The organism is Lysobacter claricitrinus (assembly GCF_045866565.1).
GTDB classification, from domain to species: Bacteria; Pseudomonadota; Gammaproteobacteria; order Xanthomonadales; family Xanthomonadaceae; genus Cognatilysobacter; species Cognatilysobacter claricitrinus.
Genome location: NZ_BAAFZV010000002.1, coordinates 1254468 through 1279634, shown reverse-complemented (window position 1 = coordinate 1279634; position 25167 = coordinate 1254468). Strand labels below are relative to the sequence as shown.

Here is a 25167-nt window from a genome sequence, read left to right as displayed (position 1 = left end):
CTACCCTCCGGCATCCCCAGCCCGGAGGTTCCCACGATGATCGTTCGCCGATTCCGTATCGCCACGACCGTAGTGCTCCTGCTCGCCGCCGCGCAGTCGCATGCCGCAATGCGTACACGCAACGTCGACTGGACCCTCGACGGCGATAAATTCCAGGGCGTGCTCGTCTACGACGACGCCGGCCCGAAGAACCGCCCCGGGCTGGTGATGGTTCCGAACTGGATGGGCGTCAACGCGTCAGCCGTTGAGAAGGCGAAGAAGGTCGCGGGCCGCGACTATGTCGTGCTGGTCGCGGATGTTTACGGCGCGAACGTGCGTCCCAAGGACGCCAAGGAAGCCGGTGCCGCCGCGGGTGGACTCAAGGGCGATCGCCCCAAGTTGCGCGCGCGCATGGAGAAGGCGGTCGACGTTCTGCGCGCGCAGGCGGGAAGCTCGCCGCTCGACGCCCGCCATATCGGCGCGTTCGGCTTCTGCTTCGGCGGCACCTCGGTGCTCGAACTCGTGCGCGCGGGCGCGGCGCTCGACGGTGCCGTCACGTTGCATGCCGGGTTGGACGCGACGATGCCGGCCGCGCCCGGCGTCGCGAAGACACCGCTGCTTGTGCTGAACGGTGCGGCGGACAAGGGCGCACCGCGCGAAGCGGTTGCCGCCTTCCAAGCGGAAATGAACACTGCGGGCGCGGACTGGCAATTCGTCGACTTCGGCGGCGCGGTGCACTGCTTCGCGGAAGCCGACGCGGGCAACGACCCCGCGAGCAATTGCCGCTACGACGCCAAGTCGGCGGCGCGCGCGTACCGGATGCTCGGCGACTTCTTCCGCGAGCGCTTCGGCGCCGCGTCGGCGTCGGTCAAGTCTCGCGGTTGACGGCGTAACGCGCGAGTCCGCGCAGCGCGTCGCTGTACGCGTTCGCAGGCAGGGCGGCGAGGGCGGCTTCGGCCTTCGCCGCGTACTCGTTCGCACGTGCGCGGCTGTAGTCGAGGCCGCCCGTCGCGCGAATTGCGGCGACGACTTCGTCCAGCGCATCGACATCACCGTTCGACACGATCTCGCGCAGGCGCGCCGACGTCACCGCGTCGCTGTGTGCGATCGCGTGGATCAGCGGCAACGTGGCCTTGCCTTCGGCCAGGTCGTCGCCGAGGTTCTTGCCGAGCACGTCGGCATCGGCCGCGTAGTCGAGCACGTCGTCGGCGATCTGGAATGCGTAGCCGAGGTCGAGGCCGAAAGCTTCCAGCGCGTCGCATTCCGTCGCAGGCGTGTTCGCCAGCAGGCCGCCGAGACGCGTTGCCGCCGCGAACAGCACCGCGGTCTTGCGCTCGATCACGCGCAGGTAGGCGGCCTCGTCGGTATCCGGGTTGCGGATGTGCAGGAGCTGCAGTACCTCGCCCTCGGCGATGCGGTTGGTCGTATCCGCGAGGATCTGCATCACTTCCATGCGCTGCAGTTCGACCATGAGCTGGAAACTGCGCGAATACAGGAAGTCGCCGACGAGCACGCTTGCGGCGTTACCCCAGACCGCGTTCGCGGTGCGGCGGCCGCGGCGCATGTCGGACTCGTCGACGACGTCGTCGTGCAGGAGTGTCGCGGTGTGGATGAACTCGACCACGGCCGCGAGCTGATGCGCGTTGCGGTCGATCGCCTGGTCGCCGCCCGCGGCGCCCGCCGCCAGCAGGAGCAGCATCGGCCGCAGACGCTTCCCGCCCGCGCCGATGATGTATTCGGCGACCTGGTTGATCAGCACCACGTCCGAGGCGAGGCGGTCCCGGATCAGGTGGTCGACCGCGGCCATGGGGGCCTTGGCGAGCGCCTGGATTTCGGACAGGGACGGGGACGGCATTCTCGGCGTCTCGTACGGTGGGAAAGCGGCCGGCGATTATAGGCGGCACCCGTTGCGGCCCGGACATTTCCGACGCCCCGTCGAGGCGCCGGATGACCGACACCGGCCGCCGGGTATACTTCAATGTCGGTCGTCAACCACGATCCGGAAAGGACAGACACATGGCACGCGGCGTCAACAAGGTCATTCTCGTCGGCAATCTCGGCAACGATCCCGAGGTCAAGTACACGCAGGGCGGCATGGCGATCACCTCGCTCAGCCTCGCCACGACGAGCGTGCGCAAGGACCGCGATGGCAACCAGCAGGAAAAGACCGAATGGCACCGCGTCAAGCTGTTCGGCAAGCTCGGTGAGATCGCCGGCGAGTACCTGAAGAAGGGCCGCCAGGTCTATATCGAGGGCCGCATCGAGTATTCGACCAGCGGCGAAGGCGATGCCAAGAAGTACTACACGGACATCATCGCCGACGAAATGCAGATGCTTGGCGGTGGTGGCGGCGAAGGCGGCGGCTCCGGCGCCGGACGCAGCGAGTTCCGCGGCGGCGACCGCCAGCAGCGCGCTCCGCAGTCCGCGCCGGCTCCGCGCCGCGAGGCACCGGCCGCGCGCAACAATGATTTCGGCAGCGACTTCGCGGACGACGACATTCCGTTCTGATCGTCGGCACACGCCCTCGCCCCACCAGGAGCAATCCGGTTTGACCACTTGGTTCGTAACCGGCGGCGCCGGTTTCATCGGCGGCAACTTCGTGCTGGACGCCGTCCAGCGCGGCGTGCGGGTCATTAACCTGGATGCGCTTACCTACGCCGGCAACCTCGACACCTTGTCGTCCGTCGCGGACGCCGCCGGCCACGTGTTCGTGCATGGCGACATCGGTGACGCCGGGCTCGTCGAACGCCTCCTCGCCGAGCATCGTCCGGATGCCGTGATCAATTTCGCGGCCGAGAGCCACGTCGATCGGTCGATCGACGGCCCGGCCGCGTTCGTCCAGACCAATGTGGTCGGCACGTTGAGCCTGCTCGAGAAGGTGCGGGACTACTGGAAGTCGCTGGATGCGCCGGCGCGCGACGCGTTCCGCTTCCTGCACGTGTCGACGGACGAGGTCTACGGCTCGCTGGGCGATACCGGCAAGTTCACCGAGACCACGCCGTACGCGCCCAATTCGCCGTATTCGGCGTCGAAGGCGGCGTCCGATCACCTGGTGCGTGCGTTCCACCACACCTACGGCCTGCCGGTGCTGACGACGAACTGTTCGAACAACTACGGGCCGTTCCAGTTCCCCGAAAAGCTCATTCCGCTCATCATCGCGCGTGCGCTTCGCGGCGAACCGCTTCCGGTGTACGGCGATGGTCGCAACGTTCGCGACTGGCTGTTCGTCGGGGACCACTGCTCGGCCATCCGACGCGTGCTCGATTCGGGGCAGGTGGGCGAGACCTACAACGTCGGCGGCAATGCCGAACGCGAGAACATCGAGGTGGTTCGCACGATCTGTCGCCTGCTCGACGCGAAACGTCCGCTGGCGGACGGCCGCGCCCGCGAGTCGCTGATCATGTTCGTCACCGATCGTCCGGGACATGACCGTCGTTACGCGATCGACGCCTCGAAGATCGAGCGCGATCTCGGCTGGTCGCCGACCGTGACGTTCGAACAGGGCATCGAAAATACCGTCGACTGGTATCTGGAGCACCAGCCGTGGGTTGATCGTGTCCTTGACGGAAGCTACCGCCTCGAACGGATCGGCCAGGCATGAGCTCCACCGGTCGCAAGGGCATCATCCTCGCCGGCGGTTCCGGCACGCGGCTGTATCCGATCACCCAGGCGATCAGCAAGCAGCTCCTGCCGATCTACGACAAGCCGATGATCTACTACCCGCTGAGCGTGCTGATGCTCGCGGGTATTCGCGACGTGCTGGTCATCAATACGCCGCATGAGCAGGCGTTGTTCCGGTCGCTGCTCGGCGATGGGTCGCAGTGGGGCATGCGGATCGAGTACGCAGCGCAGCCAAGTCCCGATGGTCTCGCGCAGGCGTTCGTGATCGGCGCGGAATTTCTCGCGGGCGCGCCGAGCTGCCTCGTGCTCGGTGACAACATTTTCCACGGCCCGGGGCTGACGGCGATGCTGCACGAGGCCGACGAACGCGCCGACGGGGCCACCGTGTTCGGTTACTGGGTGAGGGATCCCGAGCGTTACGGCGTCGCCGAATTCGATGCCGATGGTCGCGTTGTCGGCATCGAAGAAAAGCCGGTGCAGCCGCGTTCCAATTACGCGGTTACAGGCCTCTATTTTTACGACGGACGCGCAAGCCAATTCGCGTCAAAGCTCAAGCCGTCAGCGCGCGGCGAGCTCGAAATCACCGACCTCAATCGCGTCTATCTCGACGAAGGCTCGCTTCATCTCCAGCGGCTCGGACGCGGGTATGCCTGGCTGGACACCGGCACGCACCATTCGCTTCTCGAGGCCTCGAACTACATCGAAACCATCGAAGCCCGGCAAGGGCTTCGCGTCTGTTGTCCGGAAGAAATCGCGTGGAGCAACGGCTGGATCGGCAACGACGATCTGGTTCGCCTCGCGCAGCCGCTACGGAAGAACGGCTACGGCGCCTATCTGCTCGGTTTGATCGATCGGGGTCACGTGCCGTGAAAGTGATTGAAACCGATCTACCGGGCTGCCTGGTCGTTGAGCCGAAAGTGTTTGGCGACGAGCGTGGCTTTTTTTACGAGTCGTTCAACCTCGATCGTCTGGCGCCGCAAGGTCTCGCGCCGAGCTTCGTGCAGGGTAATGTTTCGCAGTCCACGCGCGGTGTCCTGCGCGGTTTGCATTACCAGTGGCGGAACCCGCAGGGCAAGTACGTCACCGTGCTGCAGGGCGAGGTCTGGGACGTGGCGGTCGACATTCGTCGCGGTTCACCGACATTCGGTCGTTGGACCGCGGTCGTGCTCAATGCGGAAAACAAGCGGCACTTCTGGATACCGGAAGGCTTCGCGCACGGTTTTGTCGTGACCAGCGAAACCGCACTCTTTTCGTATCTCTGCACCGCGACGTACGACCCGGTCGCGGACACCTCGATCCGCTGGGATGATCCATCGCTCGCGATCGACTGGCCCGTATCTACGCCGTCGCTGTCGCCGAAGGACGCCGCGGCGCCGTTGTTCGCCGACATCGCGCCGGACCAGTTGCCCACCTTCGCATGAAGCTGCTGATCATTGGCGCGACGGGACAGGTCGGGCGCGAACTTGCTACCGCGCTTGCGGGCGACGATTTCGTCCTGACGACCCGCTCGGGGGCGTTCGACGGCACGGTGACGTGCCTTCCACTCGATGTGTCCAATCTGCCCGACGTTCGGCACACGATCGATTCGGTCGGCGCCGACATCGTCATCAACGCGAGCGCGTACACCGCGGTCGATCGCGCGGAGTCGGAGCCGGAGCTCGCGTTTCGCGTCAACGCCGAGGCGGTAGGCGCGATGGCGGAGGCGTGTCGCGCGTCCGGCGCGCGCTTTGTCCATTTCTCTACGGATTATGTGTTCGACGGATCGTCGCGTGCTCCATATACGGAGAGCGCGCCGACCAGGCCGCTCGGCGTGTACGGCATGAGCAAGCTCGCTGGCGAAGAAGCGGTGCTTGCGTCCGGCGTGGACCACCTGATCCTTCGAACAGCGTGGGTCTACGCGACGCACGGTCAGAACTTCCTGCTCACGATGCTGCGCCTCGCTGCCGATCGAGAGGAGCTACGCATCGTTGACGATCAGCGCGGCTGTCCGACGCCGGCGCGATGGATCGCCGAAACGACCGCGGCGCTGGTGCAGCACGGCGCCCGTGCGTCTGGAATCGTGAACGTCGTCGCCGCCGGGCAGACGACTTGGTGCGGCTTCGCGAATGCGATCTTCGACGAGTCGTTGCGACTCGGCCTTCTCGACCGTGCACCGCGCGTTGTGCCAATTCCAACAAGCGGCTACCCGACACCGGCGCAACGACCCGCGTACTCCGTTCTGGACACCGCCCGCCTGCGTTCGTTCGGTATCGACCCGCCCGATTGGCGGAATGGATTGGTGGCCGAGTTGTCGCGGCTCAGAGATCCCGCGGCGGGGATGCGATAGGCTAGGCGCCGCGGCGCCGGTGGCTGGGCGTTGCGACCGCTGGGGAAGCGGGCGAAGGGACTCGTGTCGTGCCGACACCGAATCAAAGGGGAAGACAATGAAATATCTCAAGGCCGCGATGCTCGCGGCTCTGGTCGTTGCGGTGCCCAGGGCGGGCGCAGTCGATGTTGAATCGTTCATCCGCAAGGACAAGTTCGAGCAGATCAAGATTTCGCCCAAGGGCGAATACTTCGCCGCGACGGTGCCGCTCGAGAAGCAGACGATCCTGGCGATCATTCGCCGGTCGGACAACAAGGTGCTCAGCAAGTTCGGCATGGGCGAAAACACCGTCGTCCAGAGCGTCCACTGGGTGAACCCGGAACGCGTGTTGTTCTCCATGGGCGAGAAATTCGGTGCGCTCGACCAACCCGCGAGTACGGGCGAGCTCTACGCCCTCGACGCGAAGGAAGGCAGCACCGGTGAGCTGATGGTCGGCCAGCGCGTTGCGACCAACATCGGTTCGGGCGCGGGTTCCCACATCCAGACGAAGAAGGTCGAATCGGTCTGGGCGGAGCTCATCGACGACCTCCGCGGCGACGACAAGACCGTGCTCATCGAGGTGGGCACGTTCGGCGCGGACTTCCCGCACGTCGAACGCATGGACGTTTACTCCGGGCATCGGCTTCGCGTCGCTACGTCGCCGGTCCGCAACGCGGAGTTCCTCACCGACAATGCAGGCGTCGTCCGCTTCGCGCGCGGCGAGGAGTTCGACAACTCGCACAAGCTTTATTACCGCGATGGTGATGGCAGCGATTGGCGCCTGATCAACGACGAGGCCAAGACCGGGCTCGATCGTTGGCCGGTAGGCTTCTCGGCGGACAACAAGAAGGCCTACCTCGAAACGGAGCAGGCAAGCGGTCCGAACCACATCATCGAGTGGGATGCTGCGAGCGGCGAATCGCACGATCTGCTCGCGGACGACACGGTCGACCCGGCAGGCATCCTTCATGAGGTGGGCACCGACATCCCCGTGGGCGCGATGTTCGACAAAGGCCCGGCGGTTTCCCGCTTCTTCGACAAGGCGAGCCGTCGCGCGACCCTGCAGGCGAATCTCGAAGCCGCGTTCCAAGGCCAGGACGTGCTCGTGACGTCGCAGACGGACGACGGCAGCATCGCGCTCGTGCTCGTGGGCAGCGACCGTAATCCGGGTGACTACTATCTTTTCGACACCCGTACGCAGAAGGCGAATTACCTGCTGAGCAACGGCGACTGGTTCGACCCGGATCATATGAATCCGACGAAGATGATCGCGTTCAACGCTCGTGACGGCCTGCCGATCCATGGCCTGCTGACGACGCCGAACGGCGCCGAAGGCAAGCGCCTGCCGATGGTCGTGCTGCCGCATGGCGGCCCGTTCGGTATCCAGGACACCTGGGGTTTCGACCATCAGGTGCAGTTGCTGGCCAGCGCGGGCTACGCGGTGCTGCAGGTCAACTATCGCGGCTCCGGCGGGTTCGGCAGGGCGTTCCATGAGGCCGGCCGCAAGCAGTGGGGCGGGACGATGCAGGACGACCTCACCGACGCGACCCGCTGGGCCATCGCGCAGGGGCATGCGGACGGTGCGCGCGTCTGCCTGTTCGGCGGCAGCTACGGCGGCTACGCGTCGCTGATGGGCGTCGCCAAGGAGCCGACGCTGTACAAGTGCGCGGTCGGCTACGCCGGCGTCTACGACCTGCCGACGATGTACACCGACGGCGATATCCACGAGCGCGCCAATGGCAAGAACTATTTGGCGGACTGGGTCGGTGACCGGAACGCCGTCGCCGCGGTATCGCCGACGCGCATGGCGAACCGCATCAAGGTCCCGGTCTTCCTCGCTGCCGGCGGAGAAGACGAGCGCGCGCCAATCCAGCACAGCAAGATGATGGAGCAGGCGCTGCGCCAGGCGGGCGTGCCCGTGGAGACGCTGTACTACGACACCGAAGGTCACGGCTTCTACAAGCTCGAGCACCAGCGCGAGTTCTATACGAAGCTGCTGGCGTTCCTCGCCAAGAACATCGGTGGTGAGGTGGCGACCACGTCGACCGGAAGCAGCGCAACCGCGAAATAAGCGCGGGCGAGTCGACGAGTAGGAACACGATGGGCGCCTTCGGGCGCCCATTTTTTTGAGCCGGCACAAGGCACGAATGCAGGATTCGGCACGCGATGAATTCTGGTTCCGTCGCGTCCGTTCGCTGGCCCAGCCGAGCGAGATTTGCGTTTCGTATTGGGGGTGATCGGCAGCTCGGCGCAATCGGTCACGCGAACTCAGGGTCAAACGTTTTGCCCCAAGCGCTTGGATCATTTTGCGTGGTCGACATCGGATACCGGTCACGAACCCCGATCAGCAGCCATCGGCGCGGATGTCTGCCAAAACACGTTCCGTGATCGCGGGATTGACGGCCAGCGGCGATGGTCGCCATCAGGGAATCGCGAAGCCCGTGCGCGAAGGCGATCGCATCGCGCATGCGATAGTGTGGGCGCCGCACTGGCGAACATAGCGCTGCGCCCGCTCGGGAAGCGGGCGACGGGACTCGCGTCCTGGTGACGTCGAATCAAGGGGGAAAACAATGAAGCATCTCAAGGCCGTGCTGCTTGCAGCGCTCGTCGTTGCCGCGCCGAGAGCGGGCGCTGTGGACGTCGAACCGTTCATCCGCAAGGACAAGTTCCAAAGCATCGAGATATCGCCGAACGGCGACTACTTCGCGGCGACCGTGCCGTTGGAGAAGCAGACCATCCTCGTCATCATTCGGCGCTCCGACAACAAGGTGGTGAGCCGATTCGGAAAGGGCGAGAACACCGTCATAGGCGCGTTCCACTGGGTGAATCCCGAACGCGTCATCTTCTCTGCCGGCGAAAAGTTCGGCGCGCTGGACCGGCCGTCCGGAACGGGCGAGCTTTACGCGATCAGCGCAAAGGAAGGCGCGACCGCGCAGGTCCTGGTTGGATACGGAGTTGCCAACGGCGCCTTTGCCGGCAATGGCTCGCACAACCAGGCGCAGAACGTCGCCGCGTACCTTCTGGACGATCTCCCGGACGACGACAGGAACGTACTGATCCAGGTCTCCACGTTCGACTCCGAGTTTCCTCGCGTCGAGGAGATGGATGTCTACTCGGGCCGGCGCATACGCGTGGCCAACGCGCCAGTGCGCTCGTCGTCATTCGCGACGGACAATGCCGGCGTGGTGCGCTTCGCGCACGGCGCCGAGTACGATCGCGAGGGGAAGCTGTACTACCGTGAAGGCGATGACAGCGAATGGCGCCTGGTCAACGATGAGGGCAAGACAGGCCTGGATCGTTGGCCCGTCGGCTTCTCGGCGGACAACAAGATCGCCTATCTCGAGGTGGAGTCGGCGCACGGCCCGAACCGCATCGTCAGCTGGAACCCGGCGACGGACCGAGTAACCGAATTGTTGTCCGACGACTCCGTCGACCCGGTAAACGTCATCGTCGAGGTCGGATCATCGGTGCCGGTCGGCGCGTATTACCGCAATGGTCGCCTGACGTCGAAGTTCTTCGATACGGGCAGCCGTGCCTACAAGTTGCAGCGCGGTCTGGAGCAGGCATTCGCGGGCCAGGACGTTTTCGTCACCTCCGAGACCAAAGACGGTGCCACCGCGCTCGTCTACGTCAGCAGTGACCAGAACCCGGGCGACTACTATCTCTTCGACACCATCCGGAACAAAGCCGATTACCTGCTCAGCAACGGGGACTGGTTCGATCCCGATCGCATGAATCCGACGCTGCCGGTCGTGTTCGCAGCCCGCGACGGTCTGCAGGTGCACGGCTTTCTGACGCGACCGAAGGGGAGTGAAGGCAGGCGTTTGCCGATGGTGGTCTACCCGCACGGCGGACCGTTCGGTGTGCAGGACGACGGGACGTTCGACAAGGATGTCCAGATGCTCGCGGCTGCCGGGTACGCCGTATTCCAGGTCAACTACCGCGGGTCGTCAGGTTATGGCCGCGACTTCCAGGAAGCAGGCCGCAAACAGTGGGGCAAGTCGATGCAGGACGATCTGACCGACGCGACGCGGTGGGCGATCGCCCAGGGACACGCCGACGCCAAGCGCATCTGCATCTACGGCGCGAGCTACGGGGGCTACGCGGCGCTGATGGGCGCGGCGAAGGAGCCCGACCTCTACCGCTGCGCGGCCGGCTACGTCGGTGTGTACGACCTGCCGGCGCTGTACACCGATGGCGAAGGCCACAAGAGTGCATACACCAAGAATTTCCTCGCAGACTGGGTCGGGCCGCGCGAGGACATCGCCGCCGTGTCGCCCTCACGCTTGGGTGACCGAATCAAGGTGCCGGTCTTCCTTGCAGCCGGCGGTGAGGATGAGACGGCACCCATCGCCCACACCAAGATGATGGAACGTTCGCTGATCAGCGCCGGCGTTCCGGTCGAAACGTTGTATGTGTCGACCGAGGGGCACGGCTTCTACACCGAAGAACATCGTCGCGAGTTCTATACGAAGCTGCTGGCGTTCCTTGCCAAGAACATCGGTGGCGAAGTGGCGACGACGTCGGCGGGTAGCGCTTCCAACGCGAAGTAATGATCGCAATGGGAAGCGCAGTCGGAGCTGCAGTAACAGGAAGGGCGCCCTTGGGCGCCCTTCTCGTTTTGCATCCGCATCGACGATGCATCACCGCACGCCGTGCATCCACTTCCGCAGCAGCGGCGACATGGCGAATGCGACGACGGCGCAGCCCACGCCGATCCACATCATCAACCAGAACAGGTGCGCGTACTTCGCGCCGGCTTCGGCCATGTTGATGGTTGCCCCTTCCGGGATGTCGAGCGACGCCAGCTTGCCGAACAGCGCGGCGAGCGTTTCGGAGAACGCGGTCGCGAGGAACCACGTGCCCATCATCAGGCTGACAACGCTGCGCACCGACAGCTGCGTGACCGCGGACAGGCCAACCGGTGCAAGGCACATCTCGCCGACTTCGAGCACGAAGTAGGCGATCACCAGCCACCACACGCTGGCCATCGCGCCGGTTGCGCCGGCGTGCTGCGCAGCCCATGCGAGCGGGATGAAGCTCAGGCCGCCGAACAGCAGGCCGAGCGCGGACTTGGTGGGCTTGGACGGGTCGAGCCCACGGCGCCCCAGATACGCCCAGATCGCGCCGAACGTCGGTGCGAGCAGCACGATGAACATCGCACCGAGGTAGGTCAGCGAGCCGGCGGTCTGCGGCAGCACCAACGCATCACGAACCAGGAACACCAGCATCGCGACGACCGCGAGGCCGAACAGCATCTTCGGCGCGGATGACTGCGGGTTGCGGTCCGACAGCGACGCCGACGCGACGAACGCCAGCGGCGCCAGCAGCAGCGACACGATCGACCACGGCGCGGAATGCATGAACTGCGCGAACGTCACCGCGGGCGCCCCGGCGGCTTGCACGTCTGGCAGCTGCTGTACCAGCGAGGGCACGATGTCCTTGGTGAGCATGCGGTCGGTGAACGTGACCCACGACCCGTATGTCTGCTCGTACAGGGTGAAGAACACAAGGCACATCGCGATCAGCAGGATGAGCGCGTACATCTGCTGGCGCTGAACGGGCGTACAGCGCGTCGCGGTGAACCAGAAGAACCACGCCAGCACGCCGACCATCACCAGGATCATCAGGCCGAGCGCCAGCGAAATGCCGCCGGGCAGGCGGAACACGCCATTGGCGACCGCGTACATCAGACCCGCCACCGGAACGAGCCCCAGAATCGCGCCAAGATAGATCGCAAGCTCGCGCGGCAGCCCGAACACGCGTTCGCGCAGCAGCGACGGCTGTGGCGGTTCGGCGTGGCCTTCGAGGTATTTCTGGCCCCAAAGGAACTGCCCGAGGCCCAGCGCCATGCCGATGCCGGCGGCACCGAAGCCGTACTTCCAGCCCAGCGTCTGCCCGAGGTAGCCGCAGACGATCGACGCGAACAGCGCACCGAGGTTAATGCCCGCATAGAACAGCGAGAAGCCCGAATCGCGACGCGGGTCGTCTTCCGCGTACAGGCGGCCGACGATGGTCGAGATGTTGGGCTTGAGGAAGCCGACACCCATGATGATCAACGCGAGCGAGAGGTAGAACGCGCGCAGTGCCGATTCGTCGCGCACCACTTCGCCGGACAGCACATGCGCGTCGTGGCCTTCGATGGTCATGCCCATGTGGCCGAGCACCAGCAGGATGCCGCCGAAGATCACCGCCTTGCGCGTGCCGAGGTAGCGGTCGGCAAGCATGCCGCCGAACACCGGAATGCAGTAGACGAGGCCGCCGTACGCGCCCAGCACGTCGTAGCCGGCGGCGTCCTTGAACAGGTGGTGCTTGAGCAGGAACAGCAGGAGCAGCGCCTTCATTCCGTAGAACGAGAAGCGCTCCCACATTTCGGTGAAGAAGCAGACGTAGACGCCCTTTGGATGGCCGAACAGGTCGCGACGGGGATCCGCGACGATCGCGGCGGCATTCGAGGCTTGCGTCACGCACCACTCCGGCGTGCAAAAGGTGCCCGAGTATAGCTACGGGCTGCGCGCACGCCGGCGGGGCGACCGCGTCGTTCAGTGACCGCCCGCGCCGCAGCTGCGTGCTGCACTGCACGAAGACGGAACGCCGCACCGCGCCCGCCCGCACGGTCGCGCGGACATCGCTCACCGATACGCGACCGAACGGTGCAGCCGCGCCTCGCGTTCGCTTTGCCACCACCGGCCGTGCCCCTACCATCGGCGCCCTTGCCCCGATCGTGGAGTTCCGATGCCCCGTCCCGCCTTGCTGCCCCTGTTGGTCGCCGCCGCGCTGCCCCTTGCCGCGAGCGCCGCGCCGCACGGCCTGCAGCCGAAGGAACTCGCCACGCTCGATCGCTTCTCGTCGCCCGCGCTCACCCCCGACGGCAAGACGCTGGTCTACGCGCGCCGCGTCGTCGACTTCGACGCTAATAAGTCGTCGACCGCGCTGTGGTCGCAGGGCACGGACGGCGCCGCGAAGTCGCGCCATCGCCTGACGCCGGAAGGCTGGAACGTGAACTCGCCGGATGTCTCAGCCGACGGCAAGCGCGTCTACTTCCTGAGTTCGAAGGGCGGCTCGTCGCAGCTCTATTACGTGCCGGTCGGCGGCGGCACGCCGGTGCAGGTCACCGCGCTCGCCCTCGACGTCAACGCGTTCGCGCTGTCGCCGAAGGGCGATCGCGTGGCGGTGTCGATGGAGACCTTCCCCGACTGCGCCGCCGACCTCGCATGCACGGCCAAGCACGCACCGAAGACCGATACGCCGAAGACCACCGGCGTCGAGTTCGACCGCCTGTTCATCCGGCACTGGGATGCGTGGAACGAGGGCAAGCTCAATCGCCTGTTCGTCGCCGACCTGCCCGCCGCGGGCAAGACGGTCGACAGCGCGAAGCTGGTGAGCGGCAACATCGTCGGCGACGTGCCGTCGCGTCCGTTCGGTGATGCGAGCGAGTTCGGCTGGTCGCCGGACGGCCAGTCGCTGGTCTTCAGCGCGCGCAATGCCGATGCGCAGGAGCCGTGGTCGACCAACTTCGACCTCTACCTCGCATCGGCCGATGGCGTCGGCGAAACGCGCAACCTCACCGCCGACAACAAGGCGTGGGACACCGGCGGCACCTTCGGTGCCGACGGCAAGACGCTGTACTACCGCGCGATGAAGCGCCCGGGTTTCGAGGCCGACCGTTTCGCGCTGATGGCGATGGACCTCGCAACCGGCGCCACGCACGAGATCGATCCGAAGTGGGATCGCTCGGCCGACGGCATCACGCTGTCGAGCGACGGCAAGACGATCTACACCACCGCCGAAGACATGGGCGAGCACCCGCTGTGGGCGGTCGACATCGCGTCGGGTGGCGTTACCAAGCTGGTCGGCGAGGGCACGGTGTCGGCGTTCGACGTCGAGAACGGCGTGCTCGCGTTCTCGCGCAACTCGCTGAAGTCGGGTGACCAGCTCTTCGCCGGTGGCCTCAATGGCAAGGGTGTGCGCGCGCTGTCGCAGAGCGCGGGTGAGATGCTCGGCGACGTGCGCTTCGGCGACTACGAGCAGTTCAGTTTCAAGGGCTGGAACAACGACACGGTGCACGGCTACGTCGTGAAGCCGTGGAACTACCAGGAAGGCAAGACGTATCCCGTTGCATTCCTCGTGCACGGCGGCCCGCAGGGCAGCTTCGGCAACGGCTGGAGCTATCGCTGGAACCCGCAGACGTACGCGGGGCAGGGCTACGCGGTGGTGATGATCGACTTCCACGGCTCGACCGGCTACGGCCAGGCATTCACCGATGCGATCAGCCAGCACTGGGGCGATCGCCCGCTGGAAGACCTGCAGAAGGGCTGGGCCGCGGCGCAGAAGCAGTACGGCTTCCTCGACGGCAACAAGGCCTGCGCGCTCGGTGCGAGCTACGGCGGCTACATGGTCTATTGGATGGCCGGTAACTGGAACCAGCCGTGGAAGTGCCTGGTCGACCACGACGGCGTGTTCGACGCGCGCATGATGGGGTACAGCACCGAGGAACTCTGGTTCAGCGAGTGGGAGAACGGCGGCACGCCGTGGGAAAACCCGCAGGCCTACGAGAAGTTCAACCCGGTCAATTACGTGAAGAACTGGCGCGTGCCGATGCTGGTCGTGCACAGCCAGCAGGACTTCCGCATCCCGGTCGAGCAGGGCATCGCGGCATTCACGGCGCTGCAGCGCAAGGGCATCGAGTCGAAGTTCCTGTACTTCCCCGATGAGAACCACTGGGTGCTCAAGCCGCAGAACAGCGTGAAGTGGCACGAGACGGTCAACGACTGGCTGCGTCAGCACATCGGCCAGTAATCACCGCACTCCGGTAACGACGACGCCCGGCATCGCAAGGTGCCGGGCGTTTTCATTGCTCCCGCGCGTTGACGGCCCGTAGCCGCCGCGTCGCGCAGTCTGACGCGCATGAACGAATCGCAGAAGTGGCCCGACCGCCTGTGGATCGTGCGGCATGGCGAATCGGCGGGTAACGTCGCCCGCGACCGCGCGCGTGCGACCGACGCGCTCACCTACGACTTCGGTACGCGTGACGCGGATGTTCCGCTGTCGGCGCTCGGCGAACGCCAGGCGGACGCGCTGGGCCGTTGGTTCGCCGCGCTGCCCGAGAGTGAGCGTCCGGATGTCTTCCTGTGCTCGCCGTACGTGCGTGCACGGCAGACGCTGACCCGCGTGCTCGAGCAATGCGACATCGACTGCGATCGAATCCGCATGGACGAGCGCCTGCGCGAGCGCGAGTTCGGCATTTTCGACGGACTTACGCGGCTCGGCGTGCGCGACCGCTACCCCGAGCAGGCGCAAGCGCTCGACATGATCGGCAAGTTCTATCACCGGCCGCCCGGCGGCGAGAGCTGGTGCGACGTGATCCTGCGCCTGCGCAGCGTCGTCGACACGATCACCCGCGAATACCGCTGCGACCGCGTGCTGATCGTCGCGCACCAGGTGACGGTGCTCTGCTTCCGCTACCTACTCGAGCGCATGACGGAAGCACAGGTGCTGGAGATCGACCGGCAGAAGGACGTCGCGAACTGCGCGATCACCGGCTACGAGTTCGATCCCGCGCGCGGCAAGTCCGGCAAGCTGGTGCTGGAGCGCTACAACTTCGTCGCGCCGCTGGTGGCGGCGGGCGCGCCGGTAACGACTGAACCGGACGTTCCGGCAGGCCCGAAGTGAAGTCGCCGCGCGTCACCGCCATCTCGCCTGCATGGTTGAAGCGGCATCCGCTGCCGGAGCCGTCGCACGAAGGCGACAAGGATGCGCGCGGTCGCATTCTTGTCATTGCGGGCGCGGGCGAGATGCCGGGTGCGGCGCTGTTGTCGGCGGTCGCGGCGCTGCGTGCGGGCGCCGGCAAATTGCAGGTGGCGACATGTGCGAGCGCCGCACCGCTGGTTGCGGCCGCAGTGCCGGAAGCACGCGTCGTCGCGTTGCCGGAAACGAAAGCCGGCGCTCTCGCCACCGCTGCGCGCGCGCAGATCGATGCGATGTCCGAACACGCCGACGCGATCGTCGTCGGCCCCGGCCTGCTCGAATCCGACGCCACGGCGCGCATGTTCGCCGCTTGGCTCGCCGCGGTCCACGAAGTACCGGTGGTAGTCGACGCCGCAGCCCTTCGCGCGTTCGAACGCGACGCCGAAACGGTCGCCCGCGGCCGTGCGCTGCGCATCCTTACGCCGCATGCAGGCGAGGCGGCGCGCCTGCTTGGTTGCGCCCGCGGCGAGGTCGAAGCGCGTCCGCTCGAACTCGGCATCGAGATGGCACGGCGGTTCAGCGCTGTCTGCGTGATGAAAGGCGCGACGAGCTACGTCATCGACGGTCCGGCGCTGGTCGCGGGTCGCACCGGTGCGGTCGTATCGAACCGCTACGGCAACGTCGGCCTGGCGACGTCGGGTTCCGGCGACACGCTGTCGGGGATCATCGGCGGGCTTGCCGCACGCGGCGCGGACCCGTTTCGCGCGACCGCGTGGGGCGTCTACCTGCACGCCGCCGCCGGCGACGCGCTGGCGCGCGAACAGGGCGGGCCACTGGGGTTCCTCGCACGCGAACTGCTCGATGCGATTCCCGGGGTGATGCAGTCGAGCGCCGTGCAACCGTCGCGCCGCAAGGCGAAGCGCTGAGCCGTTACTTGCTTGCGTGATGCTTCGTCTTCGATGACGGTCCGGCTGTCAGCGTTGGCAGCGTTCGCGTTTCGATCAGCACGGACGTGTGGTGGTGCGCGGTGATCGCGTGGAAGAGCGTGCCTTGGACGCGGACGTGCTTGCCGATGTAAGGACGTAGGTCGAGGTCCGTCTGAACCAGCGTGACGTCGCGCTGGTCGGCTTCGGCGACGTCCTCACGGTCCGCGGAGGTGATCGTGCAGATCGGGGCGTCGAGGCGAAGCAGCACCTGCCGTTCCTTGGAATCGGTCGCCGGGTCTTCGCCGAAGTTCGGCGGGCCGTAGAACGTGCGCGTCAGCAACGTGCCCGACAGTGTGACCACGTCGGGTTCGTACCGCAGGCAACCGGCCCGCGCGGCGAGCGGAGCAAGCGCCAGCACCAGCGCGACTGCCCTCATCAGCAGCATCGCGATCGACCGCGCCCGTAACGCGCCTGCAGGCGGTCGCGGAAGAACGCGGTTTCATCCATCGGCGCGGTGGCCGGATGCGATCGCCGCATGTGTTCGAGGTACGCGCCGTAGTCGGGAATGCCGACCGCGAGGCGCGCCGCGTGGACGAGGCGTCCCCACGTGCGCGACAGCGGCGAACGCCGCGAGGTATCAGCCGACCGCGACATAGTCCGTCTCCCGCGCACTCGGATGCGTTTCCCGACGCGCGGCCAGCATCGCGCGCACGCCGAAGAACGTCGTCGCAAGCAGCACGCCGACGAACAGCACGCAGAGGCCGGCGTCGAGCATGTTGTTGAACGCGACGCGCTGCATGTCGGCGAGTGATTTCGCCGGCGCGATGATTTCGCCGCGCGCCGCCGCGTCGGAGAACTTGTGCGCCGCAGCGAGGAAACCGATCTTCGGGTCCGGATGCAGCAGCTTCTCCGCGCCGGCCGTGAGTGTGCACACCAGCAGCCACAGCGTCGCGATGCCGGGGATCCACAGGTGGCGCTCGCGCTTCATGCGCACCAGCACCACGCAGCAGAACACCAGCGCGATGCCGGCGAGCATCTGGTTGGCGATGCCGAACAGCGGCCACAGCGTGTTGATGCCGCCTAGCGGATCGACCACGCCCTGGTACAGGAACCAGCCCCAACCGCTGACGGCGAGCGCCGTGCACAGCAGGTTGCCGGCCCAGCTATCGGTCTTGCGCAGCGGCGCGTAGGCGAGCCCGGCGATCTCCTGGAACATGAAGCGTGCGACGCGCGTGCCGGCGTCGATCGTCGTCAGGATGAAGAGCGCTTCGAACAGGATCGCGTAGTGGTACCAGAACGCCATCATGCGTTCGCCACCGCCGAGTTGCGCAAGGATCTGCGCCATGCCGACCGCCAGCGTGGGCGCGCCGCCCGTGCGCGACAGCACCGTTTCCTCGCCGATGGATTTCGCCGCCGCGGCGAGCGCGTCGGGCGTAATCGCGAACCCCCAACCGTTGATCGCGGCGGACGCGGAATCGAGCGTCGTACCGAGCGCCGCGGCGGGCGCGTTCATCGCGAAATACAGGCCGGGTTGCAACACGCAGGCAGCGACCAGCGCCATCACCGCGACGAAGGCTTCCATCAGCATCGCGCCGTAGCCGATCAGCGGAATGTCGCGCTCGTTGCCGAGCATTTTCGGCGTCGTGCCCGAGCTGATCAGCGCATGGAAACCGGACACCGAACCGCAGGCGATCGTGATGAACAGGAACGGGAACAGGGTGCCGGCGAACACCGGACCGGTACCGTCGACGAACTGCGTCATCGCGGGCATGCGCAGGCCGGGCATGGCGATGAGGATAGCGAGTGCGAGGCCAACGATCGTGCCGATCTTGAGGAACGTCGACAGGTAGTCGCGCGGCGCGAGCAGCAGCCACACCGGCAGTACCGACGCGATGAAGCCGTAGCCGATCAGCAGCCACGCGAGCGTCGTGCCCTGCAGCCGGAACAGCGCGCTCCATTGCGGGTCCGCGGCGACGTGTCCGCCGATCGCGATGGACGCGAGCAACAGCACGAGGCCGATGATCGACACCTCGAGGATGCGACCGGGCCGCACCCAGCGCAGGTAGACGCCCATCAGCAACGCGATCGGGATGGTCATCGCGACGGTGAACGTGCCCCACGGGCTCTGCGCGAGCGCCTTGACCACGACCAGCGCGAGCACCGCGAGCAGGATCAGCATGATCGCGGCGATGCCGAGCATCGCGATCGCGCCCGCCGCGTTGCCCATCTCGCTGCGGATCATCTCGCCGAGCGACCGGCCGTCGCGACGCGTCGAAAAGAAGAGCACCAGCATGTCCTGCACCGCGCCCGCGAACACCACGCCGAACAGGATCCACAGCGTGCCGGGCAGGTAGCCCATCTGCGCGGCAAGGACGGGGCCGACCAGCGGACCCGCGCCCGCGATCGCCGCGAAGTGGTGGCCGAACAACACGCTGCGTTCGGTCGGCACGTAATCGAGGCCGTCGTTGCGACGGTGTGCCGGCGTGAGGCGCGACGGATCCACGCCGACCGCGCGCGCGACATATCGCGCATAGAACCGGTATGCGATGAAGAAGGTGCTGGCCGATGCCGCGACCAGCCACATCGCGCTCACGGTCTCGCCGCGATGCAGGGCGAGTACCGACAGCGCCGCCACCGCCAGCACGCCGAGCGCCGCCCAGAAAAGTCCCGCCAGTCCCCGCATCGCACACCCTCCCGTGAGGCGGCGAGCGTCTCGCGCGCGGCGGCGCGGGTCAATGTGCGATGCGGTAATCCGTAGCGCGAATGGCGCGCGGCGTGGCGGCTACAGCCAGCGCGCCTTCTTGAACTTCCAGTACAGGCCGAGCGTGACCAGCGCCATGAAGGCGATGAGGATGTAGTAGCTCCAGCGACCGTGCAGCTCCGGCATGTACTGGAAATTCATGCCGTACCAGCTCGCCACCAGCGTCGGCGCCGCCAGCAGCGACGCCCACGCACCGAGCCGCTTCACGATCTCGCCCTGCTGCGCCGTCACCAGCGACAGGTTCACGCCGACCGCCGCGGTCAGCATCTCGCGCAGCGTTTCGGTGGACGACTGGATGCGGATGGCGTGATCGAGCACGTCGCGCAGGTAGGGCTGTACGGCGTCGTCGATCAGCCCGCCGGGCGCGCGGGTCAGGTGGTTGACGATGTCCTGTAGCGGCTCGGCCGCCATGCGCAGCTCGGTGAGGTCGCGCTTGAGCCAGTACAGGCGCTGCACGGTTTCCTTGCGGAAATCCTCGGCGAAGATGTCTTTCTCGAGCTCGCCCAGAAGCCGGCCGTATTCGTCGACGATCGGCATGAAGTTGTCGACGATCAGGTCCAGCACCGCGTACAGCGCCGCGCCCGGGCCGTGGACCAGCAGCGCGCGTTCGCGCTCCATGCGCGCGCGTGCCGGCGCGTAGCTGCTCGATGCGCCGTGGCGCACCGTGACGATGTAGCGCGGGCCGACGAAGATGTGCGTCTCGCCGAAGCGGATGGCGCCGTCGGTGGTCTGCGCGGTGTGCACGGCGATGAACATCGAATCGCCGTAGGTTTCGAACTTCGGGCGCTGGTGCGCGTTCTGCGCGTCCTCGACCGCGAGCGGATGCAGGCCGAATTCTTCCTGCAGCTTCTCCAGCACGCTGGCGCCCGGTTCGTACAGGCCGACCCACACCCAGCTGCCGTCATCGACGCCCAGCACGTCGCTGATCTGTTCGATGCCGATGTCGCGCCGCTCGCCGTCGCGCGAGTAGGCGGCGCAATTGATGACGCACCGGGCGTAGGCGGGCTCGATCATGCGCCGATGCTAGCGGCCGGCGGGTGCCGCGTGGTGCGAAGGCCGGCCCACAGGCCGAGGTGGATCGGCAGCAGCAGCGCGATCCAGCGCACGTTGTCCTGCGGACCCGATTCCAGCCACAGCGAGAACATGGCGATCAAGGCAAGCCCGGCGAGCACCGGCAGCATGCGCTGCATCAGTGCGCCCGAACCACGCCCCCGCAGCACGCGCCAGGCGCCCGGCAGGCCCAGCCACGCGAGCGGATTGAGCAGCAGCAGGTTGCGGTTGGCCCAGGCGAACTCGTGCACGGTGTCCAGCCACAGGAACAGCATCAGCGCGCCGACGATTCCCGCGAGCAGCCAGAACGCGAACGCGAACGCCGCGACCGGCCGCGGCCGATGCGCGCCCGCGGTGCCCAGCAGCACGCCGACCACCAGCCCGATCGCGAGCCATGGCCACGTCGCGCGCGGCGCGTCCGTCGGCTCCGGTGCGATGCGATGCGGCAGCACCGGTGTGTCGCCTTCCACCAGCGGATGCCCGTCGATCTCGACCTCGCGCAGCGACGCGGCCAGCCGCATCGGCACGAAGGCCTCCTCCCACAGCGACAGCGGGCGATCCGAACGCGGCCCAAGGCCGACGTCGAAGCCCAGCCACATCCACGTCGCCGGCGACGCCAGCCGCACCGCTTCGCTGCGATACGTCGTGCCGTGCGAGCGGCCCGACAGCTGACGGTGCAGTTCGCCGCCCAGCACGCGGTCGATCGCGTCGCGAACGCGCGTGGCGCAGTTGTCGCGGAAATAGTCGTAGTCGTAGACGGCGTTCTCGGGACGCGCATTCGTCGCCAGCGCGTCGGCCAGCTGCGTGGCCTGCGCATCGGTCAGGTGCAGCCACTGGATGGCGACGCCGCGGCCTTCGTCGCGGTACATCAGCATGTCCTGCTCGAAGGGCAGGGCGGCCAACTGGTAGCGCATCTTGCCGTGCACGAAATTGCCGACAAAGCCGGGCTCGGACGGGTCGAAGAAGCCGAAGTTGTACGAGGTCGACGCGCCGGTCGCCGGGTCGACGACCACGATCGCGTCGTGGCCGAAGCGCTCCCAGAAGACTTCACCGGGCTGCATCGTCGCGATGCCGATGCGTGGTGCGGCGGGCGCCGCGAACGGCACCAGCAGCATCAGCAGGACGAATAGCGCGCGGATCAAGCCGTCGGCGCGGCGATCAGGCCTCGCCATGCACGCCCACGTGGAAGGCGTGCACGCGGCGTGCGTCGGCGCCGGCGACGCGGAACACGAAGCGGCCCAGCGACAGCTCTTCGCCGGCTTCCGGCAGATGGCCGATCGCCGCGGTGACCAGCCCGCCGATGGTGTCGTATTCGTCTTCGTCGAAGTCGGCGCCGAAGCGTTCGTTGAAGTCGCAGATGGGCGTCAGCGCGTCGACGACGAACTGGCCGTCGGTCTGCGCGGCGATGAGGGCGTTCGGATCCACCGCTTCGTCATGCTCGTCGTCGATCTCGCCGACGATCTGCTCCAGCACGTCCTCGATGGTGATCAGGCCGGCGACGCCGCCGTGCTCGTCGATCACGATCGCCATGTGGTTGCGCGAATGGCGGAACTCGCGCAGCAGCAGGTCGAGGCGCTTGGATTCGGGAATCAGCAGCGCCGGGCGCAGCAGCTCGTGGATGGTGGCAGGGCCGTGGTCGGCGACCACGCCGCGCAGCAGGTCCTTGGCGAGCAGCACGCCCAGCACTTCGTCGCGGTCTTCGCCGTGCACGGGAAAACGCGAATGCCCGGACTCGACGACCATCCGCATCAGGTCGAGGAAACGGGTGTCCGCCGGCAGCGAAACCATCTGCGAGCGCGGAATCATCACGTCGCCGACGGTCATGTCCGACACCGCGATCGCGCCTTCCATCATGCGCAGCGTGTCGGCCTCGATCAGGCCATCGTTCTGCGCGTCGCGCAGCAGTTCGACGAGATCCTCGCGGGTGGAGGGCTCGCCGGACAGAACGGAGCTGATCCGTTCGAACCAGGAGCGGCGGTCGGTGCCGCGTTCGTGGTGGTGGGTACTACTGTCGTCCTCGGACATGTCTTCGCGTCGGTACGCCGCTCGGGGCGGCGGCGCCAGTCTAGCCGGTCGGTGCGCCGGGCCCGTGGAGATGGGGCGGGCAAGCGGCGGTTTCAACGGCCGGTCGTCGGTCAGTACGGGTCGGCGATGCCGAGGCCGGCGAGGATCGTGCTTTCGCGCGACTCCATGGCCTCGGCCTGGTCGTCCTCGACATGGTCCCAGCCCAGCAGGTGCAGCACGCCGTGAACCGTCAGGTGCGCGTAGTGGTCGACCGGACGCTTGCCCTGTTCCGCGGCCTCGCGGGCCACCACGTCGGCGCAGATCACCAGGTCGCCAAGATCCGGCAGTTCGACGTCATCCGGCAGGCCTTCCGGCCGCTCGGCCGGGAAGCTCAGCACGTTGGTCGCGTAATCCTTGCCGCGGTAAGTGCGGTTGAGTTCGCGGCCTTCGTCCGGCGCGACGATGCGGATCGCGATCGATGCCGGTGCATCGCGCCCTTCCAGCGCGGCTGACGCCCACTTCACGAAGCTGGCGGACGACGGCACGCCCTTGCGCGCCGTCGCGTAGCTCACGTGGACATCGACCGGCGCGGCAGCCGGTGGCGCGTCGACCGACACCTCGAGCATGTCGTCCGCCTTCCAGCCGTGGCGCTCGCGTAGCGCGTCGTCGAGCAGCAGCCAGTGCTGGCCGCGGCGGGCGACGATGGCGGTGTCGAATGCTTCGCCGGCCACCGTGGCCCGCACGCGCTGGCCGCGACGGCCCGGCCACAACGCGACCGCGGGGCCGAACCGCGCCGCTGGATCGAAGGGCACGGCGACCGCGTGTTCCTTGTGACCGGCCTGCACGCACGCGCGGAAGCGCTGGGTTGTCTTCGAGGTCATAAGTGCGAGCTTACGACCGCCCGGTGGCGGTGTCCGCCGCATCCCGCGCGTCGTACGCATTGACGATCTTGGCGACCAGCGGATGCCGCACCACGTCGCGCGATTCGAAGAAGGTGAAGCTGATGCCGTCGACGCCGCGCAGCACCTCGATCGCATCCTTCAGCCCGGACTTCTGCGATTTCGGCAGGTCGATCTGGGTCATGTCGCCCGTCACCACCGCGGTGCTGCCGAAACCGATGCGCGTCAGGAACATCTTCATCTGCTCGACGGTGGTGTTCTGCGCTTCGTCGAGGATCACGTAGGCGTCGTTCAGCGTGCGGCCGCGCATGTAGGCCAGTGGCGCGATCTCGATGACATTGCGTTCCAGCAGCTTCGCGACCTTCTCGACGCCGAGCATCTCGTATAGCGCGTCGTACAGGGGGCGCAGGTAGGGATCGACCTTCTGGGTGAGATCGCCCGGCAGGAAGCCGAGTTTCTCGCCGGCTTCCACCGCGGGTCGCACGAGGATGATGCGCTGCACGCGCGACGAGTTCAGCGCTTCCACCGCGCTCGCCACCGCAAGGAACGTCTTGCCGGTACCGGCAGGGCCGATGCCGAAGTTGATGTCGTGCGTGGCGATCGCATGCAGGTAACGCGCCTGGTTTTCGCCGCGTGCGCGCAGCGTGCCGCGCTTGACGCGGATCACCACTTCCTGCGGCTCGATGTCGTCCGCCATGCGTTGCTGCATGCCGGCGTCGGACAGGCGCAGGTGGATTGCATGCTCGCTCAGCGTCTCGCTGGCGGTGTCGTCCCACAGCTCGTGGATCAGGCGGTCGGCCTGCTGGGCGGCGGCCGGCGTGCCGGTCACGCGGAACACGTTGCCGCGGTTGGCGACCTGCACGCCGAGCCGCAGTTCGACGAGGCGCAGGTGCGCGTCGAACGGGCCGGAAAGATTCGCCAGGCGCTCGGGGTCCGGCGGGTCGAGGACGAAGTCGCGGTGGATCAGCTCAGCCATGCGGGGGAGGGCTCGTGGAGTCGGGCGGACGATGCACCGGTCGCCCGCAGCGGCGCGTGATTCTGCGTGGGTCGGCGGAGGTGCACCGGTAGTGGTGCCGCGCATTGTCGCAGCCCCGTGGTCGGCCGGCGCGTTGTGGGAGTTGTGGTGGGACGAGGGGCATGACCGGGACGCCGCGCGTTTCGCCACGCCGACGGCAACGCCATGTTTACGGCGCCTGTGGCCGCGCGTCGGTCGCGTTGCGTTGATTCGCGAGCAATGCGGCGTCGACGCCCCCGCGACGCAGGAACGGATGACGCGTCAGCACCAGGCCGATCAGCGCAGTCGCAATGCCACCGAGGATGTCGATGGCGACATGCTGGCCGGTCGTGATCACCGTGGGCACAAGCGCGGCGATTGCGAACCATGCGAAAGGTGCGAGGCGTGGGTACTGCGTCGCGAAACCGGCGGCGATGACGATCGGCAGCGTGACGTGGCCCGAGGGGAAGCAGTTGCCGGGTGCGTCGAGCGCCAGCAGCAATCGCCATGCCGCGGCGGTGGCGGCGTCGAGTCCATCCGGCAGCGCCGCGCGCGGCAGTCGCGTCGGAATCGCGAGCCACAGCGCGACGTTGAGTGCGAGCGCGACGACGTACGAACGCATCGTCGCGACGAAGATCCGGCGATCGCGGATCGAAAGCGCCATCGCCGGCGCGAGTGCCAGCAGGAGCCAGTACGGCCAGATCGTCCATGCGTGCAGGCCCAACGCGGAATCGAGCGTCGACGGTGTCACGACCACGCTGTCCGGCGGTTGCCGGTTGTTGATGGCGAGATAGACGGCGCCGTTCACGGCCACGGCGGTCGCCACGATGCCGGCACGACGGCTGAACTTGATGAACGACGAAGGCGCGGAAAAGGCGGTCACCGGGCCAGTCTGCCAGCAG

Annotated in this window: 22 protein-coding genes and 1 pseudogene; 11 read left to right on the top strand and 12 right to left on the bottom strand. The window is 66.9% G+C overall.

Annotated features, from left to right (window positions below; all coding sequences use genetic code 11):
• The first annotated feature begins 36 nt into the window (after positions 1 to 36).
• Positions 37 to 864 (top strand): dienelactone hydrolase family protein, encoded by an 828-nt coding sequence (locus tag ACKTTN_RS10770; protein ID WP_407909833.1) that lies wholly within the window; start codon positions 37 to 39, stop codon positions 862 to 864.
• Here ACKTTN_RS10770 and ACKTTN_RS10765 read toward each other — a convergent pair.
• On the bottom strand, positions 848 to 1834 hold the full coding sequence (locus ACKTTN_RS10765; RefSeq protein ID WP_407909832.1) for a polyprenyl synthetase family protein: 987 nt from the start codon (positions 1832 to 1834) through the stop codon (positions 848 to 850). The two genes, ACKTTN_RS10770 and ACKTTN_RS10765, sit on opposite strands and share 17 nt — an antisense overlap.
• 161 nt (positions 1835 to 1995) lie before the next feature.
• Between ACKTTN_RS10765 and ssb the strand changes: the two genes are divergently transcribed.
• The 7 genes from ssb (at position 1996) to ACKTTN_RS10730 (ending at position 10497) form a co-directional block, all read left to right on the top strand.
• Positions 1996 to 2487, top strand: coding sequence for a single-stranded DNA-binding protein (ssb, locus tag ACKTTN_RS10760; RefSeq protein ID WP_407909831.1), 492 nt, complete (start codon positions 1996 to 1998; stop codon positions 2485 to 2487).
• 40 nt (positions 2488 to 2527) lie between these two features.
• On the top strand, positions 2528 to 3580 hold the full coding sequence (gene rfbB, locus ACKTTN_RS10755) for a dTDP-glucose 4,6-dehydratase (protein WP_407909830.1): 1053 nt from the start codon (positions 2528 to 2530) through the stop codon (positions 3578 to 3580).
• Positions 3577 to 4470 carry a glucose-1-phosphate thymidylyltransferase RfbA gene (rfbA, locus tag ACKTTN_RS10750; protein WP_407909829.1) on the top strand — a complete coding sequence of 298 codons (894 nt, stop codon included), beginning with the start codon at positions 3577 to 3579 and terminating at the stop codon, positions 4468 to 4470. Before rfbB ends, rfbA begins: the two co-directional genes overlap by 4 nt.
• Positions 4467 to 5021 carry a dTDP-4-dehydrorhamnose 3,5-epimerase gene (gene rfbC, locus ACKTTN_RS10745; protein ID WP_407909828.1) on the top strand — a complete coding sequence of 185 codons (555 nt, stop codon included), beginning with the start codon at positions 4467 to 4469 and terminating at the stop codon, positions 5019 to 5021. The genes rfbA and rfbC overlap by 4 nt, the downstream gene beginning before the upstream one ends.
• A complete protein-coding gene (rfbD, locus tag ACKTTN_RS10740; protein WP_407909827.1) occupies positions 5018 to 5926 on the top strand; it encodes a dTDP-4-dehydrorhamnose reductase in 909 nt (302 codons plus the stop codon). Before rfbC ends, rfbD begins: the two co-directional genes overlap by 4 nt.
• A gap of 97 nt (positions 5927 to 6023) precedes the next feature.
• Positions 6024 to 8015 (top strand): alpha/beta hydrolase family protein, encoded by a 1992-nt coding sequence (locus tag ACKTTN_RS10735; protein ID WP_407909826.1) that lies wholly within the window; start codon positions 6024 to 6026, stop codon positions 8013 to 8015.
• A 499-nt stretch (positions 8016 to 8514) separates the two neighbouring features.
• The gene (locus ACKTTN_RS10730; RefSeq protein ID WP_407909825.1) at positions 8515 to 10497 is read left to right on the top strand and encodes an alpha/beta hydrolase family protein; all 1983 of its coding nucleotides are present in this window, start codon (positions 8515 to 8517) and stop codon (positions 10495 to 10497) included.
• 90 nt (positions 10498 to 10587) lie between these two features.
• Here ACKTTN_RS10730 and ACKTTN_RS10725 read toward each other — a convergent pair whose 3' ends face one another.
• On the bottom strand, positions 10588 to 12411 hold the full coding sequence (locus tag ACKTTN_RS10725) for a peptide MFS transporter (protein ID WP_407909824.1): 1824 nt from the start codon (positions 12409 to 12411) through the stop codon (positions 10588 to 10590).
• 268 nt (positions 12412 to 12679) lie between these two features.
• Here ACKTTN_RS10725 and ACKTTN_RS10720 point away from each other — a divergent pair, with 268 nt between their 5' ends.
• The 3 genes from ACKTTN_RS10720 to ACKTTN_RS10710 all read left to right on the top strand — a co-directional run bounded on the left by ACKTTN_RS10720 (position 12680) and on the right by ACKTTN_RS10710 (position 16557).
• Positions 12680 to 14743 (top strand): S9 family peptidase, encoded by a 2064-nt coding sequence (locus tag ACKTTN_RS10720; RefSeq protein WP_407909823.1) that lies wholly within the window; start codon positions 12680 to 12682, stop codon positions 14741 to 14743.
• Positions 14744 to 14851: 108 nt separating this feature from the next.
• Positions 14852 to 15616, top strand: coding sequence for a histidine phosphatase family protein (locus tag ACKTTN_RS10715; RefSeq protein ID WP_407909822.1), 765 nt, complete (start codon positions 14852 to 14854; stop codon positions 15614 to 15616).
• A complete protein-coding gene (locus ACKTTN_RS10710; RefSeq protein ID WP_407909821.1) occupies positions 15613 to 16557 on the top strand; it encodes an NAD(P)H-hydrate dehydratase in 945 nt (314 codons plus the stop codon). Before ACKTTN_RS10715 ends, ACKTTN_RS10710 begins: the two co-directional genes overlap by 4 nt.
• Before the next feature lie 4 nt (positions 16558 to 16561).
• Here the strand turns inward: ACKTTN_RS10710 and ACKTTN_RS10705 are convergent, their stop codons facing one another.
• The 10 genes and pseudogenes from ACKTTN_RS10705 to ACKTTN_RS10660 all read right to left on the bottom strand — a co-directional run bounded on the left by ACKTTN_RS10705 (position 16562) and on the right by ACKTTN_RS10660 (position 25148).
• Positions 16562 to 17002 (bottom strand): DUF4431 domain-containing protein, encoded by a 441-nt coding sequence (locus tag ACKTTN_RS10705; RefSeq protein WP_407909820.1) that lies wholly within the window; start codon positions 17000 to 17002, stop codon positions 16562 to 16564.
• Positions 16993 to 17211 (bottom strand): YbdD/YjiX family protein, encoded by a 219-nt coding sequence (locus tag ACKTTN_RS10700; protein WP_407909819.1) that lies wholly within the window; start codon positions 17209 to 17211, stop codon positions 16993 to 16995. The genes ACKTTN_RS10705 and ACKTTN_RS10700 overlap by 10 nt, the downstream gene beginning before the upstream one ends.
• Entirely contained in the window at positions 17195 to 19240 is a 2046-nt protein-coding gene (locus ACKTTN_RS10695; RefSeq protein ID WP_407909818.1) for a carbon starvation CstA family protein, read from the bottom strand. The genes ACKTTN_RS10700 and ACKTTN_RS10695 overlap by 17 nt, the downstream gene beginning before the upstream one ends.
• A 99-nt stretch (positions 19241 to 19339) precedes the next feature.
• The gene (gene corA, locus ACKTTN_RS10690) at positions 19340 to 20332 is read right to left on the bottom strand and encodes a magnesium/cobalt transporter CorA (protein WP_407909817.1); all 993 of its coding nucleotides are present in this window, start codon (positions 20330 to 20332) and stop codon (positions 19340 to 19342) included.
• Complete coding sequence (locus ACKTTN_RS10685) at positions 20329 to 21540, bottom strand: lipoprotein N-acyltransferase Lnb domain-containing protein (protein WP_407909816.1); 1212 nt, start codon at positions 21538 to 21540, stop codon at positions 20329 to 20331. Before ACKTTN_RS10685 ends, corA begins: the two co-directional genes overlap by 4 nt.
• Entirely contained in the window at positions 21527 to 22393 is an 867-nt protein-coding gene (locus ACKTTN_RS10680; protein ID WP_407909815.1) for an HlyC/CorC family transporter, read from the bottom strand. The genes ACKTTN_RS10685 and ACKTTN_RS10680 overlap by 14 nt, the downstream gene beginning before the upstream one ends.
• A 110-nt stretch (positions 22394 to 22503) precedes the next feature.
• Positions 22504 to 22998 (bottom strand): rRNA maturation RNase YbeY, encoded by a 495-nt coding sequence (ybeY, locus tag ACKTTN_RS10675; protein WP_407910070.1) that lies wholly within the window; start codon positions 22996 to 22998, stop codon positions 22504 to 22506.
• A pseudogene (locus tag ACKTTN_RS10670) lies at positions 22996 to 23253 on the bottom strand (DUF1905 domain-containing protein); the annotation flags it as partial. The gene ybeY and the pseudogene ACKTTN_RS10670, both read right to left, overlap by 3 nt.
• Positions 23254 to 23263: 10 nt before the next feature.
• Positions 23264 to 24247: a PhoH family protein gene (locus ACKTTN_RS10665; protein WP_407909814.1), complete on the bottom strand. Its 984-nt coding sequence runs from the start codon at positions 24245 to 24247 to the stop codon at positions 23264 to 23266.
• 208 nt (positions 24248 to 24455) lie between these two features.
• Positions 24456 to 25148, bottom strand: coding sequence for a phosphatase PAP2 family protein (locus ACKTTN_RS10660; RefSeq protein WP_407909813.1), 693 nt, complete (start codon positions 25146 to 25148; stop codon positions 24456 to 24458).
• Positions 25149 to 25167 lie beyond the last annotated feature (19 nt).